The sequence below is a fragment of the Streptomyces sp. NPDC052016 genome, assembly GCF_044548445.1.
Classification (GTDB): Bacteria; Actinomycetota; Actinomycetes; order Streptomycetales; family Streptomycetaceae; genus Streptomyces.
This window is the reverse complement of the sequence record NZ_JBIUBX010000001.1, coordinates 599,016-613,384: the sequence shown is the minus strand read 5'-3', so window position 1 is coordinate 613,384 and position 14,369 is coordinate 599,016. Positions and strand designations below refer to the sequence as shown.

Here is a 14,369-nt window from a genome sequence, read left to right as displayed (position 1 = left end):
TCGAGCAAGAGACCGGCGGTCTGCTATTTCGGGATCGTCGGCCGTCCGCACCGTCCTGCACATGAAAGAGGTCCACCGTCATGAGCGTTTCCAGCGTCGCCCTGGTCACCGGAGCCACCACCGGCATCGGCAAGGAGACCAGCCTGGCCCTGGCCCGCGCCGGCCACGCCGTCGTCGTCTCCGGCCGCCGCGAGGCGGCCGGAGAGGCCGTCGCCCGCGAGATCCGCGACAACGGCGGCCAGGCCGCGTTCATCGCCGCCGACGTCGACTCCGAGGAGTCTGTCGCCGCGCTGGTTGCGGCCACCGTCGAACGTTTCGGCCGGCTCGACGTCGCCGTCAACAACGCCGGCATCTCCCTCGACACCGGCCGCCTGGCCGACGAGCCCACCAGCCGCTTCCAGCAGATGCTCACCACGAACGTGCTCGGCGTCTTCTGGGGCATGAAGTACCAGATCCAGCAGATGCTGGCCCAGGACAACCCCGGCGGCGCCATCATCAACCTGGCCTCGATCGCCGGCCTGGGCGGCATGCGCTACGCGGCCAACTACTCCGCCACCAAGCACGCCGTGGTCGGCCTGACCAAGTCCGCCGCGCTGGAGTACGCCACCGACCACATCCGCATCAACGGCGTCGCCCCCGCCGCGATCAAGACCGACATCCTCAGCACCGCCATCGAGGCCGGCACCTGGGACGAGGCCACCATCGCCGCCCTCCAGCCGGTCAACAGGATGGGCCACCCCATCGAGGTCGCCGAGGCCATCACCTGGCTCGCCTCGCCGCAGGCGTCCTTCGTCACCGGAACCATCCTCAACGTCGACGGCGGCTACAAGGCCCAGTAAGAGTCCAGCTGCCGCCACCGGCCAACAGTTCCCGACCCGCAGACCGAGGAACGCCTCGACCCCGAGGGCGGTGGCGGCCTGCGGTCGCCGACTTGCCGGTAGGCCGGCCGACTGCAACCACGGTTGCCACCGGAGCGACGCGAGCGAGCCATCGGCCTGGCCGAGGTGCGCTCGCGTGGCCGCAGCCTGCGCGGCCTTCATCGCTGCATCCGGCATGCCCGCGGCGAGCCAGATGATCGTGAGGAACTCCATGCGTCCCCGTAGCTGCTGATGTCGAACCTGCATCGGGCTGCAGGCGGCAGGGCCGGTTCCGTCAGGTCGACTCAGAAGCCCCAGTGGGCGTGCAGTTCCTGGGGCACGGGGTTGCCCCCGTCGTCCGTCGGGGCGCCGGCCCATACGTGCAGGGCGTCCATGGCCAACCACAGCCGCTGCCCGTGCGGGGTGAGCCGGCAGGTGACCGCGATCGGGGTCCCCGTGTCGACGACGTGTTCCAGCAGGCCGGACTCCTGCAGTTCCGTCAGCCGGTCGCTGAGCAAGGCAAAAAACCATGAACGCCCCACATCGACCCTGCCCTGGAAGGCAAGGTCTCCGCAGCTTCCTCAACGCGCGTGGACAAGGCGGGCACGGCTGCGTGCGGACGCTGTACGCACTCGGCCCCCACGGTGTCCAGCCCGTCGCCCAGCCCGGACCGCCCCTGCCCTACACACACCGACCTGCCGTGTTTCCTGGCCTCCCAGCAGGTCCGCCGCCTGGCCACCCACCGCACCCCCTGATCGACAAGACGTCCCCCTAAGGGGGCTGGTTCAGGCGTGGAATTGGCGCCGCAGCAGGCGACGGCGGGTGTTCACTGGTTGGATGGATCAGACGCTGACTGCTTTGCGGCGGCGAGGTTGGCGCTGAGAATTCGGGTCGTGGGGTGCTCTTCGCCCAGGACGCGTAGGGAGTCGGTGAGGTTTTTTGTTCGTATAGGGGGTCTCGGTAGGCGTCCTCGGCCAGAGGGGCGAGTAGGGTGCGGGGGATGGCGGTGGGGGCGTATCAGGCGGCGGTGCGCAGGAGCTGGGGGTCGCCGCCCGCAGGAATGGTGTCGGTGGTCTGCGCCGGGTGTGTCGCGGTGGGTGGCGTCGAGTGTGATGCGCCAGATGCCTGCCATGGTGCGAGGAGTCCCCTGTCGAAAAGGGGCGGGTCAGGGCAGGCTACAGCGCCAGGATGACGACTCCCCCGGCGACGCCGACGACCAGCGCGACCGCCACGGACAGCCACCCTCCGTCCCGCCAGGGGAAGAACACGTCGAGTGACAGACGCCCGGGACCCACCGCTGCGATGGTGAGCGCGGCGACCGCAATGAGCATCGGGTAGGCGAAGGCCGGGCCCTCGGCGGACCAGAGTGCAATGTTCGGCGCGACCGCCATCGCGTTGATCATGACCCCGACCGCAGCCGCAGCGGCCAGCGGGGTCAGCAGGCCGACGGCCAGCCCCAGCCCACCCAGGACCTCCGAGACGCCTGCCAGGCCGGCGAAGAAGACACCGGGCTCGTAGCCGAGATCGGCGAAGCCCTTGCCCGTGGCATCCAGACCCGGCCCATCGAACCAGCCGAACAGCTTCTGGGCTCCGTGACCGGCCAGAGTCACTCCCACCGCGAGCCGCAGCAGGAGTATGCCGACATCGGCGGCGCTCACCACCCCCGGCGCGGGACGGGCCCTGTGGTCGGCGGAGCTACGGGTACGCTCAACAGGCATCTCCATGGTCGGCTCCCTCCAGTGGGACGCCAGGCGGCGAACGGCGCTCGACGCCTCGTGGGGAGCACGCCGGCTCACACCACCCTCACCACCGATACTCCCCGCTCCCCGCCCCGGATGCAGCCCCACCGGCATCCGCTCGAGCAGAGGGCGCGTCCCTTTCGGGCCTGCAGGGTTCCTGCCCTGCGGGACGCCGTCTCGCCGATTCTCCATCCGCCAGATGAGCGGCGCGATGACCAGGGCGACAGCGCCGGTGGCGGCGGAGATCACCGCTCGCCGGCCGCCGACGATCCCTCAGCGAGCGGGATGCGCGATGCGCCATCACTCAGGCCCGGTACGGACTCGGTGGGGTCGTGCTGTCACGCCTGTGTCACCGGGGCCAGTAGCCCTGTCCGCCTCCTGGCAGGCCTCGCCCTATTTCACCGGTGCCGAGCTGGCCGCGCCGCCGCTGGTGGAAGCCGTTCTCCAGCCGTCTGCGGAGCGCGAGAGGAGCCCGGACGGCCTGTATGCGCAGGCGGCCGAGCACTATGAGGCCAAGGCGCTCGCCACGCTTGTGTTCGTGATCGGCCAGGTCAACTTCTTCGCCGTGTCGCTGATCGCCAAGCCGGTGCCCGGCCGGTCGTTCTGCGCACCGTGGAAGTGATGCGATGCGCGTGGCACTGCGGCGGGCCGCCGGGATGGGCCGGCGGCCCGCCGGGATGGCCTCAGCCCTCCGCCACCCGAATGATCGTCTTGCCGGAAGTGCGCTTGCCGGGTGCGAAGGCGTCGGGTGCCTCGGAGAGGGGCCGTACGTCTCCGACGATCGGCCGGAGCCGTCCGTCCCGTACCCCGCGGACCAGGTCCGCGAGACGGACGCGATCGGGTTCCACGACGAAGAACACGGCCCGGCCGTTCTCCGGCTGGATCCGGGGCGGTTCGGCGATGGTGACCAGGGTGCCGCCGGCGCGTACCAGCGCGGTCGAGCGGTCGAGGATCTCACCGCCGAGCACGTCGAGGACGAGGTCGACGTCGCCGACGTCCTCCAGCCGGTCGTTCTGCAGGTCCACGAACTCGTCCGCGCCCAGACCGAGGACCGTCTCCCGGGAGTTGGCCCTGCCGGTGCCGATGACCCGTGCCCCGGCTTCGTGGGCGAGCTGGACGGCGAGCGACCCGACACCGCCGGCCGCGCCATGGATCAGTACGGTCTGGCCGGTGGTGAGGCGGCCGTGGTCGAACAGACCCTGCCAGGCGGTCAGTCCGGAGATCGGCAGGGCTGCCGCCACGGTGTGGTCCACGTCCGCCGGGAGGGGGGCGAGGTTGCGTGCCTCGACCGCGACGTACTCGGCGAGTGAACCGTCGCGGGCCCAGTCGCTCAGTCCGAACACCCGCTGGCCCACACCGAGTCCGGTGGTTCCGTAGCCGAGTTCGACGACGACGCCCGACAGTTCGTGTCCGGGGACGCTCGGAGTGCGGTCCCGGCCGGCGCGGTCGGTCCACGTCGCCGGCCAGTCGAGTTCACCGGGGGTGAAGCCCGCGGCGTGGACGCGCACGATGACGTCGTTCTCGGCGGCGTGCGGGTGGGCGAGGTCCGTCAGGGACAGTCCGGCGATTCCGGCGGAGCGGTCTCGAACGGTGACGGCTTGCATGGCGGTTCCTTTCGGTGTTCATGAGGGGTGCGGGCGGTGACGCGGTCGGCGCGGCACGGTCGCCCGCGGTGTCGGCGGGGCCGGCCGGCGGCCTGGGCCGTCGTATGGCCCGTGTCGCCGCCGGGGCGGGGGCGCCCGGCCGGCTCGGATCAGCACGCTGAGCAACGGCGTGCCGAGGTACGCGTAGCCGGTGGTCTGCAGTCGCCAGACCGGTGCCGCGAGTCCGGCCGCGAGGGAGGACAGGCCCAGGGCGGTGTAGCTGACCTGGTAGGCGGCCGAGAAGACCTCCGAGCGACGGTCCGCCGTGGTGGCCGCGCTGATGGCGCGCAGGTTGCCGTTGAAGGTCAGGCCGACACCCAGTCCCGTGACGACCGAACCTCCCGCGTACACGGCCGGGGACGCGAGGGCCATGGGCCGCCGCGAGTGCGGCCGAGCCGCGGTCGAGCAGGGCGCCCCCGAGCGCGGCCGCGTTCCGCGCCGCGCACCGGGCAGACCACAGGCCTCCCGCGCCCGCAGCCAGGAACAGGGCGGCGATGTCCAGCCCGCGCGCGGCGCCCCACCGGACGTAAAGGACGGCGTCCATCTGGGAGGGGGTGAGGGCGAGGAACAACCCGGTGACGGCCCAGCCCGCCACGAGCGCCGGAACGGCCCTGCGGAAGGCCGGCCGGGCCTCGCGGGCGACCCTTGCCCGGGGCCGCGGCGAGGCCGATGTCCCTGGTCGCGATGCGCGTGTCTCGGGGATCACCCACGTCACCACTGCCAGAAGGAGGAAGAGCAGGGTGAGGACGGAGAACACGTACTGATCGGGACGGGCAGTGGTCTGCACCAGCACGCCCACCACCGCCGCGCCGACGGCCATGCCGACGCTGCTGCCGACAGCGGCCACCGTGGCTCCCAGGTGCGGGCGCAGTGCCGGTGAGAAGTCCGCCAGCCCGGCAGCGAGGGCGCTCATGGCCGTTCCCGCGGCCACGCCCTGAACCACGCGCGCGATCACCTGGGACGCGACGCCGTCGGCGGTCCAGAAGATCGCCGTGCTGTCGGCCGCCATGGCCAGGGCGGCCACGAGGACAGGGCGCCGCCCCAGGCGGTCGCTGAGCGACCCGAGCGTCCTCAGCGCCCCGAGCAACCCCAGGATGTACACGGCGAAGATCACCGTGAGCATGGTGCCCGAGCAGTCCCAGCGCTCCCGGTACAGCGGGCAGAACGGTGACGGTGCGCCCGCCGTCGCCATCATGGTCAGGACGGCGGCGGACAGCACGGTGAAGGCGGCACCTCGTCCGGGACGGGCACCCGCACGGCTGCCACCCACGCGTTTCATCGGCTTCTCTCGTACGGTGCGGTGATCACCGCGGCCAGGCCGACCCGGTGACACGCTCGACCATGCTCGTGCGCCGGAAGTCGGGAATGAAGTGCTCGAGGACGTCGGAATTCACGGTGCCGTACGTGGTTTCCGGGCGGTTCTTCAGTCCGTCGACGAATTCCTGCAGGAACTCCCTCTTGAAGTCGCCTCGCGGATGGACGGCGGTGATTTCCTTCACCTGATCGGCGTCCAGCTCGTCCAGTCCCCAGCCGATGGCATCGGTCAGCACACCGAAGTTGGTGGCGGCGATCTCCGGACCCATCCGGCCGGGGATGCCCGGCGTCGTGTGCAGGGCCACCGCCTGCCAGACGACGTCCGCCGCGCCGTCCGAGAAGCCGTGGTCGAGGAGGAACTTCCGGGCGTGGTCCGCCCCGTCGAGCTCGAATCGCTGGACGGCGTCGGAGAACGGCGTCAGCAGGCCGGTGTCGTGGAACATGGCGGCGAGGTAGAGCAGCTCGGGGTCCGGCTGGAGGCCGAGCGCCCGGGCGTGCAATGAGCCGAAGAGGAAGACCCGCCGGGAATGGTGGAAGACGAGAGGGCTTACCATTTCCCGGACGCGGCGGATCGCTTCGTCGGTCGCCGCGGTCACCGGAAATTCGATACCAGCGACTGTGTCGGTCATGACTTGGTTCTTTCGTTTGTCCGAGTGCCACCGGCGGAGTGCCTTTCCGCCGGTGCGGGCGGGGTATTCCGCCAGTGCGGATGTTCCTTTCCTCCACCGTGCCGCCGCGGCCGCCTTCGGCGCCGCCTCGGTCCGGCCATGAACCACCCGAATCAGGACAGGCAGGAAGGGCGACTGTGAAACCCACCGCGCACCACGTCGCGATCCTCGTCTACGACGGGGTCAAACTGCTGGACGTCGCCGGTCCCGCCGAGGTGTTCGAGGAAGCGAACCGGCTCGGCGCCGACTACCGGGTCCGTCTGCTGTCACCCACGGGTGCCCGCGTCACCTCGTCGATCGGCATCAGGGTCGCGGTCGACGGAACGGCGGCAGCGCAGCAGGCACCCGGCACGCTCGTGCTGCCGGGCGGAGACGTCTACCCGCGCACCCCGGTCAGCCGCGAGCTCGTCGAGGCGACGCGGGCGCTGGCCCTCGGGGCGGGCCGGGTGGCGTCCGTCTGCACCGGGGCGTTCATCCTCGGCGCCACCGGCCTGCTCGACGGCAAGCGCGCCACGACGCACTGGAAGGTCGCACACAAGCTCGCCGCGCGTCATCCGAAGACCCGGGTGGAACCGGACGCCATCTACGTCCGTGACGGCACGGTTTACACATCGGCGGGTGTGAGCGCCGGCATCGACCTGGCGCTGGCCCTGGTCGAGGAGGACCACGGCCCGGATCTGACCCGGGAGGTCGCCCGCGCGCTGGTGGTCTACGTACAGCGCTCGGGCGGCCAGTCCCAGTTCTCGGCCCCGCTGCAGGGGCCGGCGCCCAAGTCCCCGGCGCTGCGCCAAGTGGTCGACCTGGTGCTGGCCGATCCCTCGGGCCGGCATTCGCTCACCGAACTCGCCGGGCACCTCCACATGAGCCCGCGCCACCTCACCCGGCTCTTCCGCGACGAGCTGTCCACCACGCCCGCGCGGTACGTCGAGTCCATCCGGTTCGACATGGCGAAGTCGCTGCTCGACCAGGGGCACACCGCGACACAGACGGCGCTCCTCGCGGGCTTCCCGAGCTACGAGAGCCTGCGCCGGGTCTTCCTCCGCGAGGTGTCCATGAGCCCCGCCGCCTACCAGCGGCGTTTCCGCACGACGCGACGCGACGACTCCGGTCAGCGCCCGCACCGACGTGCAGAGGGCCCGGGACCTCAGCTGCCGCCCGCGGGGCGAGGACAATGTGCAGTACGAGCTTCTCCCGGGGAGCCGGAACTCTGAGAGTGAGGACGCTGAAGCCGAGCGAGCACAGCATCGGTGTGCTCGTGTTCGACGGCATGAAGATGCTGGATCTGTCCGGGCCCGCCGAGGTCTTCAGCGAAGCCGATCGGTACGGCGCCCGCTACCGGCTGACCATCGTGTCGGTCGGCGGGGGCCCGGTCGCCTCCTCCATCGGCGTCCGGGTGCCGGTCGACGCCGACGTCGCCCAAGCCTCGCCTTCGACACCCCGCTGGTGGTCGGGGGTGACCAGGTGCCCCAGGGCCCGGTGGACCCGGACCTCGCCGCCGCCGCGCGGAAACTGGCCTCCCAGGCCGGCCGGGTCGCCTCGATCCGCACCGGCACGTTCATCCTCGGCGCGGCGGGTCTGCTCGACGGCAGGCGTGCCACGACGCACTGGCATCACACCGAGCTGCCGGCCCGGCGCCGCCCCACGGCCCGGATAGAGCCCGACGCGCTCTTCGTCATGGAACGGAAGCTCCGAGCGAATACCGCGCGGGCAGTCGTCGGCCTCTCCGTGGGCGGACTCGGCGCGCTCCACTATGCGGGCCGGCACCCGGGCATGTTCCGCTACGCGGCCGGCTTCGGGCTCGTGCGGGCCGCCGGATGGGCGGCCCGCCTGAGGCCCCGAACCCTGTCACACCGCGCGTCGTTGGCCGCCCGCGTAGGGGCGGGGCTGCTACCACAGGTGCCATGAACGCAAGCCCGAAGCGGCGACGAGCCCGACCCCAGGTGGATCTCGTGCCGAGGGACAGGGTGCTCGCCCTCACCGACGGTGTGACGGCCATCGCCATGACGCTGCTCGTACTGGACATCGAGCTACCCGAGGGCCTCGACGGGGTCGAGTTGCGCCGGGCGCTGGACGACGTTCAGTCGCAGGTGGGCGCCTTCCTGCTGAGCGCGGTGGTGATCGCGCTGTTTTGGCGGGCCCACCATGCGGTGGTGCGGAACGCGGAGGGGATCGACCTGCACGCGTTCTGGCTCAATGTCGCGTTCCTTGTGCTGGTGTCCTTGATCCCGTTTCCCACCCACGTCCTGCAGACTTACGGCGACCGTTTCCTCGGTCCGGGTCTGTACGGGGCTGTCATCGGCGCGGCCGCACTGGTGCTGTACGGGCTCGACCTGCACGTCAGCCGTTCGGCGGGCGCGAACTGGCGCAGCGTCACGCTCCCCGCCCAGGCGATCGTGTTTCTGGCCTCGGTTGGGATTGCGCGCATCTCGCCCCTCGCCGCCATCTACAGCTGGGCTGCCAGCGTGCCTCTGTCCGTGCTGGCCGACCGAATTGCCGCACGTGCTCGCGAACGGCGCTGATCACAGCGTCCGCACGTCCGTGTAGGCAGGCGGCTGAGCGGGGGAAACGCCGGTGTGGTCAACGGGACGCGATGGGCACCGCCCCTACAGTCGGCTGATATGACGCCTGTGCCGAAGCACGTCGCCGACCCCGCCCGGCGGACGGCACTGACTGGGCTCGTAGTCGGCGCCGGGTCCGTGCTGGCGGCCGGCTGCACGCCTCTGGGCCATACCTCCGCGCAAGGGACCACCGGGAGTCCCACAAGGTCGGCCACCGGCTCCGCGGGCGGTGCCACACCCGGGGTGATGACCCTCTTCAAGGACCCGATGTTCAACTTCAACGCGCTTCTCGCCCTCGGCGGGTCCGGCCAGGGTTCCGGTGAAGTCGGTGAAGTGCTCACCGCGCTAAACGCGATCAACAAGGCCGGGCCCTCCGCACAGACGTATGTGGAGATCTTCGGGAAGCCGGCCGACCAGCTGTCGAAGGCGCCCAACCGACGGGCCGGAGCCGCCCCTCTCCCGGGGTGCGGCCCGGTCGCATCGCATCGCCGGAGCCCTGTCCCACCTCCCCGACGCTCTCCCTGGCGGGCCGGGGGTGCCGGTCACCGTCGACGGCACGATCGAGATCGAGGGCGGCACCAAGCCGGCCGCCGTGCTGCAGAGTCTGTCCCCGTTGTACGCCTGAACGTCAACGGGCGGCCGGCGCGGAAGCAGCGCGCCTGCCGCCCGACGGTTCACGGCCGGATCTCGTACACCACGTTGAACGGAGTCTCCGCGGCCCGGCGGAACCGGGTGAAGCCCGCCTCGGTGACCACCTCGCGGACCGCCGCCTCGCCGGCCTGCGCGCCCAGAGCGTAACCGCCCTGCTGAGACAGGGAGTTGGGCACGCACAGGAACGTGGAGCCGCTGTAGTACAGCCGGCCCACCGGGTTGAAGTTCTCCTCGACCCGGTCGGAGGCGAGCGGTTCCACCAGCAGCCACGTGCCGTCAGCGGCCAGCGCCTCGCGCACCCGCCGGGCCGCGCCGAGCGGGTCGCCCATGTCGTGCAGGCAGTCGAACATGGTCACCAGGTCGTAGTCCGTGCCGGTGAAAGTCTGCGCGGTGGCCACCTCGAAGGTGACCCGGTCGGCGACGCCGGCCTCGGCGGCCTTCTTGCGGGCCAGCGCGATCGACTCGCGGTGGTAGTCGGAACCGACGACCGTTGTCCGCGGGTAGGCCTCGGCCAGCAGCACCGACGACGAGCCGAGACCACAGCCCACGTCGGCGACCCGGGCCCCGGCGGTGAGCTTCGCGTCGACCCCGTGCAGCGCCGGGATCCAGTTCGGGATGAGCTCGGCCACGTAGCCGGGCCGGAAGAACGCGTCGACCCCGACGAACACGTCGTCGTCGTGTTCGTGCCAGCCGACGCCCTCGCCGGTGCAGAACGCCTCGGCGATACGGGGCTCGGCGCGCAGCATTCCCAGGGCGAAGCGGAACGCGGCGGCAACGTTGGGGCCGTTCGGGTCCGCCAGGCAGAATGCCTGCTCCTCGGTCAGCGCGAACCGGCCGGACGCCGGGTCGTATGCGACGTACCCTCCGGCGGCCTGGCCGCGCAGCCACTCGGTGAGGTAGCGCGGGTGGCAGTCGGTGCGTTCGGCGAACTCCTCGGGGGTCGCGGGGCCCTCGGCGAGTGCCTGGTAGAGGCCGAGCCGGTGGCCAATGGCGATCGAGCCGGCGGCCTCGGTCGCCCCCAGGTCGGTCACGAAGCGGCCCAGGAACTCGTTGATCTTCTCGTGGTCCATCTTTGCGCTCCCTTCCGGTCGGACCGGTTCGTGCCGGTCACATCAAGAAGGTTGGGCGCGCGTTCTGTCACGGCCCTCGCGCGGGCTACCGTCGCGCTAACACGCCCGATTCGTCGCTATCGTACGAGTGTGTCGGACACCGGGAGGTGCCATGACGGTCGGGCCGCTGCCGTCGTCGGTGCGGGTTGAGGTGCTCGGGCCGCTGCGTCTCCTCGTCGACGGCGCGCCCGTGGACGTACCCGGTCCGCGGCGGCGTGCGGTGCTCGCCCTGCTCGCGCTCGCCGAGGGGCGGACGGTGACGGTCGACCGACTGGTGGACGCGCTGTGGCCGTCCGGGGTGCCCGCTTCGGGGCGGCAGGCCCTGCACAACCACGTGTCCCGGCTGCGCGGGCACCTCGGTCCGGCGGCGGACCGGCTCATGACGGGGCGCGACGGCTACCGGCTCGCCCTCACACCCGGCGAACTGGACCTGGCACGGGCGCGGGCGCTGCTCGCGCGGGCGCGTGAGACGGCGGAGCGGGACCCGGCCGACGCGTGCGCACTGTTGCGGGAGGCGCACGGGCTGTGGCGCGGGCCGGTGCTCGCCGACCTCACCGACGTCGAGCCCGTCGCCGCCGCGGTCGAGGAGTGCGAGCAGCTGGGCCACGAGGTGACCGACGCGCTGATCGCCGCGGCCGTCGCCGCGGGGCAGGCTGAAAGCGTCGTGGGCCTCGCTGCCGCGTCGGCGGCCGCCGGCCCGCTGCGGGAGCCGGCGGTGCTGCTGCTCATGCGGGCGCTGGCGGCGACCGGGCAGGCACCGGAGGCCCTGCGGGTCGGGCGGGAGTTCCGGCGCCGGCTGATCGACGAGACCGGTCTCGATCCGTCATCCGCGCTGAACGATCTCGAGAAGGACATCGTGGGCGCCGGCGGGGCGCCCGTGCCCGCCCGGCCCGCAACACCGCTGATCGGCCGCGAGTCCGAGGTCGCCTCCCTGCACCGGCTGCTGGCGGCCGAGCGCCTGGTCACGCTCGTGGGGCCCGGCGGTGTCGGCAAGACCCGCGTCGCCCTTGAGGTCGCCCGGCAGAGCAGCACGGCGACGGTCCTGCATCTGGCACCGGTCACCGATGCCGCCGCCATCCCGCACGCACTGGCGGCGGCCCTGCAGCTGAAGGTCGACCACGGAGACGTCCTCACCGCGTGTGTATCCGTGCTGGGCGAACGCACCGGCCTGATGGTGATCGACAACTGCGAGCACCTGCTCGACGGGGTCCGGGACACGGTGGACGTGGTCCTCTCCTGCTGTCCCGGCACCACTGTGCTGGCTACCAGCCGCGAACCACTCGGCCTGGCCGCGGAACACGTCTGGCGGCTGCCGCCGCTCGCGCTGCCCCGCCCCAGCCGGGATCCCGCGAAGGCCGCGTCCGTGGCGCTCTTCCTGGACCGGGCCCGCCGGGTCCGCCCCGGCCCGCCTGCGACCAGGGAGGAAATGCATGCGGTCGCCGATATCGTGCAGCGTGTCGACGGGATTCCGCTGGCCATCGAACTGGCCGCCGGCCGGCTGTCCACGTTCTCGCTCGCCGACCTGCGCCAGCGCCTGGACCGCTCGCTCGACCTGCTCGGCGGCGGCAGTACCAGCGCGGAGTCCCGGCACCGGACCCTGCGCGCGACCATGGAGTGGTCGTACCGGCTCCTGGCGGAGGACGAACAACGGCTGTTTCGGCACCTGTCGGTCTTCGCCGACGGCGTGGACCTCGACACCGCCGAGCGGATCGCCGCCGACCTCGGCCTGGCGGGCGACCCCGGCAGCGCGCTGGCCCGCCTCGTCGACGCCTCCATGATCGATGCAAGCTTCGACGGGATCACCCGGTACCGCATGCTCGAGACGCTGCGGGCGTTCGGCCTGGACCGGCTCGCTGCCCTCGGCGAGGAGAAGGCGGCGGCCGAGCGGATGGTGCGCTGGGCCGTCGAGCTGACCGCGGGGATTTGCTCCGCCGTGATGACGCAGCGGGAGCCCGAGGCCGACGCTCTGCTGCGCCGTGAGCTGCCGAACCTGCGGGCCGCCTGGCGGCTGGTGCGCAGTCGGGGGTCCCTGGACGACGCCGTGGCGATGGTCGTCGGGCTCTTCGACGCGATCGCCTACCGTGATCTCGTCGAGATCCGGGACTGGGCGGAGGAACTGGCCGAGGATCCGGCGCTGGAGACTCATCCGGGCGCGAGCCGCGTCCTCGGGGCCGCAGGTGAGGCTGTCTACCACCGCGGCGACTATGTCCGTGCCGAACAGCTTGCCCAGGCCGGGGTGGAGAAATCGACCGAGGGCACGGCGCCCTGGCAGTGCCTGATGGTGCTGTCGGTGGCCGAGCTGGCGCGCGGCGACCACGATGCCGTGGTGGAGCACTCCCTGGCCGCCGGCGCACTCGTCGGCCCGCACCGGGAGAGCCTGGGGATCGCCGCCCTCGCGACGGCCTACGCCGGGGACGCGGACGCGGCGCGCCGACTCAACGATCAGGGGCGGGCCGGCGCGGTATCGCCCTCGATGCGCGCATGGGGCGCCTATGTCGCCGGAGAGATCGAGAACCTCGCGGGCCGCGGTGAACGCGCCGAACGGCACTACGTCGAGGCCATCGACCTGGCCCGCCTCTCGGGCGCGACATTCCTCGTCGGCGTCGCGACCGTCGGGCTGCTGTCGGTGCGGGCCGCGCAGGGCCGGGTCCGCGAGGCGCTGGACGGATACCGCGACGTCATCGGGTACTTCGCTGGCACCGGCAACTGGACCCACCTGTGGACCACCCTGCGCAACCTCGCCGACCTGCTGCGCCGACTCGGGGACGACGAGCCGGCGGAGCTGATCGACGCCGCGGCCGACCGGGCGCCGGACGCGCCGACGGCGGCCGGTTCCGGGCACACCGGGACGCGCCCTGGGCCGGTCCTCGGCCGGACCGCCCTCCTCGATGTGGCCCGGCAGGCCATCGACCGGAACCTCACCCGAGGACGGCAGGACGTTCCCTGAAGACTCATGAAGATCTTGTTGAGGGGCTGTCCGGCCGCAGGCCGGGCGGGCCCCGTATCCCCCTGGGGACCAGCAACGCAGAAAGCGGGGCCCTGGTTTACCCGGCTTGCAGCGCAGTCCGCGAGCCCACGACCTCAACAAGCGCGGATACCATTTCACCTCCAGCTCCCTGCGCGGCGGCGTCAGCCTCGGCTTCTGGGGCTGCAGCCGCCCCGCAACGAATGGTCGGCTCCCCCCGTCCCGCGTAGGAGAGCAAATCCCCGGCCCGAAGCCGGGGCCGAGGACTGAGCCTGACCCGTGGTGCGGGTGGAAGGAATGTGGGCCGTGGCCTTGACGGCGACGGCTGACCAGGAGGCGGCGAGGGAGGCTTTCGCCGCGGGCCAGGACTTGGCGTTGGTGGCCAGCGCCGGTACGGGTAAGACGTCGACGCTGCTGATGATGGGTTCGCGACGCGTAAACGGCGCTTGTACGGTGCCTTCAATAAGCCGATCGCGGAGGAGTTCAAGGGCCGGATCGGGCGGAACGTGGAGTGCCGTACGTTCCGTTCGCTGGCTCATCGGGCGGTAGGTCACCGGTTCCAGGGACGTCTTGACGCCTCTCGGCACAGCCATTGAAGCGTTCGGCGCAGTTTGGGGCTGGACCACGACCTGGCGGTGGGCAAGAGGCGGCTGAGGGCGACGACGCAGGCTCGGCTCGTGATGAAGTGGTCCGGCGCGTGGTCGTCTTTGCCTGGGGTGACGTTTACCTAGGGGCAGCGGGGGTTCGGGAGCCGGTGAAGGCCTTCGGCAGCCACCACCTTCAGCCCGCCGTCTCGATGGTGAAGTACGGGGTGGCGGCGGGAAAAGGTCGGGGCATGGCCGGTGCCGTCGTGAGGGATGCCTTC

12 protein-coding genes and 3 pseudogenes are annotated in these 14,369 nt (G+C 71.6%); 8 read left to right on the top strand and 7 right to left on the bottom strand.

Translation table 11 applies throughout. The features are described 5' to 3' along the window. Positions 1-80: 80 nt before the first annotated feature. A complete protein-coding gene (locus tag ACIHAR_RS02870) occupies positions 81-839 on the top strand; it encodes an SDR family NAD(P)-dependent oxidoreductase (protein ID WP_400016213.1) in 759 nt (252 codons plus the stop codon). Between the two features lie 323 nt (positions 840-1,162). Here ACIHAR_RS02870 and ACIHAR_RS02865 read toward each other — a convergent pair whose 3' ends face one another. Together ACIHAR_RS02865 and ACIHAR_RS02860 are read right to left on the bottom strand one after the other, a co-directional pair. Further along, on the bottom strand, positions 1,163-1,375 hold the full coding sequence (locus tag ACIHAR_RS02865) for a winged helix-turn-helix transcriptional regulator (RefSeq protein WP_400016211.1): 213 nt from the start codon (positions 1,373-1,375) through the stop codon (positions 1,163-1,165). Between the two features lie 657 nt (positions 1,376-2,032). Beyond that, positions 2,033-2,581: a DoxX family protein gene (locus ACIHAR_RS02860; RefSeq protein ID WP_400016208.1), complete on the bottom strand. Its 549-nt coding sequence runs from the start codon at positions 2,579-2,581 to the stop codon at positions 2,033-2,035. Between the two features lie 361 nt (positions 2,582-2,942). Between ACIHAR_RS02860 and ACIHAR_RS02855 the strand changes: the two genes are divergently transcribed. Continuing rightward, positions 2,943-3,218, top strand: a complete 276-nt coding sequence (locus tag ACIHAR_RS02855) for a hypothetical protein (RefSeq protein ID WP_400016203.1) — start codon at positions 2,943-2,945, stop codon at positions 3,216-3,218. A gap of 61 nt (positions 3,219-3,279) precedes the next feature. On the opposite strand, the gene ACIHAR_RS02850 is transcribed toward ACIHAR_RS02855, so the two are convergent. The 4 genes and pseudogenes from ACIHAR_RS02850 to ACIHAR_RS02835 form a co-directional block, all read right to left on the bottom strand. Beyond that, positions 3,280-4,200, bottom strand: coding sequence for an NADP-dependent oxidoreductase (locus ACIHAR_RS02850; protein WP_365466898.1), 921 nt, complete (start codon positions 4,198-4,200; stop codon positions 3,280-3,282). Between the two features lie 18 nt (positions 4,201-4,218). Next, on the bottom strand, positions 4,219-4,611 hold the full coding sequence (locus tag ACIHAR_RS02845) for a hypothetical protein (RefSeq protein ID WP_400016365.1): 393 nt from the start codon (positions 4,609-4,611) through the stop codon (positions 4,219-4,221). Between the two features lie 85 nt (positions 4,612-4,696). Beyond that, positions 4,697-5,431, bottom strand: a pseudogene (locus ACIHAR_RS02840) (MFS transporter); the annotation flags it as partial. A 112-nt stretch (positions 5,432-5,543) separates the two neighbouring features. After that, positions 5,544-6,182, bottom strand: coding sequence for an HD domain-containing protein (locus ACIHAR_RS02835; protein ID WP_400016348.1), 639 nt, complete (start codon positions 6,180-6,182; stop codon positions 5,544-5,546). A gap of 176 nt (positions 6,183-6,358) precedes the next feature. On the opposite strand from ACIHAR_RS02835, the gene ACIHAR_RS02830 reads away from it, so the two are divergent. From ACIHAR_RS02830 to ACIHAR_RS02810, 5 genes and pseudogenes are all read left to right on the top strand, one after another. After that, complete coding sequence (locus tag ACIHAR_RS02830) at positions 6,359-7,432, top strand: GlxA family transcriptional regulator (RefSeq protein WP_400016200.1); 1,074 nt, start codon at positions 6,359-6,361, stop codon at positions 7,430-7,432. Continuing rightward, positions 7,393-7,590: pseudogene (locus ACIHAR_RS02825) on the top strand (hypothetical protein); the annotation flags it as partial. The gene ACIHAR_RS02830 and the pseudogene ACIHAR_RS02825, both read left to right, overlap by 40 nt. 92 nt (positions 7,591-7,682) lie before the next feature. After that, positions 7,683-8,126 carry an alpha/beta hydrolase-fold protein gene (locus ACIHAR_RS02820; protein WP_400016197.1) on the top strand — a complete coding sequence of 148 codons (444 nt, stop codon included), beginning with the start codon at positions 7,683-7,685 and terminating at the stop codon, positions 8,124-8,126. After that, the gene (locus ACIHAR_RS02815) at positions 8,123-8,740 is read left to right on the top strand and encodes a TMEM175 family protein (RefSeq protein ID WP_400016194.1); all 618 of its coding nucleotides are present in this window, start codon (positions 8,123-8,125) and stop codon (positions 8,738-8,740) included. The genes ACIHAR_RS02820 and ACIHAR_RS02815 overlap by 4 nt, the downstream gene beginning before the upstream one ends. A 571-nt stretch (positions 8,741-9,311) precedes the next feature. Next, a pseudogene (locus ACIHAR_RS02810) lies at positions 9,312-9,404 on the top strand (MaoC family dehydratase); the annotation flags it as partial. Between the two features lie 49 nt (positions 9,405-9,453). On the opposite strand, the gene ACIHAR_RS02805 reads toward ACIHAR_RS02810, so the two are convergent. Continuing rightward, positions 9,454-10,500, bottom strand: coding sequence for a class I SAM-dependent methyltransferase (locus tag ACIHAR_RS02805; protein ID WP_400016192.1), 1,047 nt, complete (start codon positions 10,498-10,500; stop codon positions 9,454-9,456). Between the two features lie 151 nt (positions 10,501-10,651). On the opposite strand from ACIHAR_RS02805, the gene ACIHAR_RS02800 reads away from it, so the two are divergent. Continuing rightward, positions 10,652-13,486 (top strand): BTAD domain-containing putative transcriptional regulator, encoded by a 2,835-nt coding sequence (locus ACIHAR_RS02800; protein ID WP_400016190.1) that lies wholly within the window; start codon positions 10,652-10,654, stop codon positions 13,484-13,486. The last annotated feature ends 883 nt before the right edge of the window (positions 13,487-14,369 follow it).

Bases quoted from the DNA above. Each gene is read 5' to 3' on its own strand.
- ACIHAR_RS02815 (WP_400016194.1), top strand. From the start codon at position 8,123: ATGAACGCAAGCCCGAAGCGGCGACGAGCCCGACCCCAGGTGGATCTC.
- ACIHAR_RS02845 (WP_400016365.1), bottom strand. From the start codon at position 4,611: ATGGCCCTCGCGTCCCCGGCCGTGTACGCGGGAGGTTCGGTCGTCACG.
- ACIHAR_RS02860 (WP_400016208.1), bottom strand. From the start codon at position 2,581: ATGGAGATGCCTGTTGAGCGTACCCGTAGCTCCGCCGACCACAGGGCC.
- ACIHAR_RS02800 (WP_400016190.1), top strand. From the start codon at position 10,652: ATGACGGTCGGGCCGCTGCCGTCGTCGGTGCGGGTTGAGGTGCTCGGG.
- ACIHAR_RS02850 (WP_365466898.1), bottom strand. From the start codon at position 4,200: ATGCAAGCCGTCACCGTTCGAGACCGCTCCGCCGGAATCGCCGGACTG.
- ACIHAR_RS02870 (WP_400016213.1), top strand. From the start codon at position 81: ATGAGCGTTTCCAGCGTCGCCCTGGTCACCGGAGCCACCACCGGCATC.
- ACIHAR_RS02805 (WP_400016192.1), bottom strand. From the start codon at position 10,500: ATGGACCACGAGAAGATCAACGAGTTCCTGGGCCGCTTCGTGACCGAC.
- ACIHAR_RS02835 (WP_400016348.1), bottom strand. From the start codon at position 6,182: ATGACCGACACAGTCGCTGGTATCGAATTTCCGGTGACCGCGGCGACC.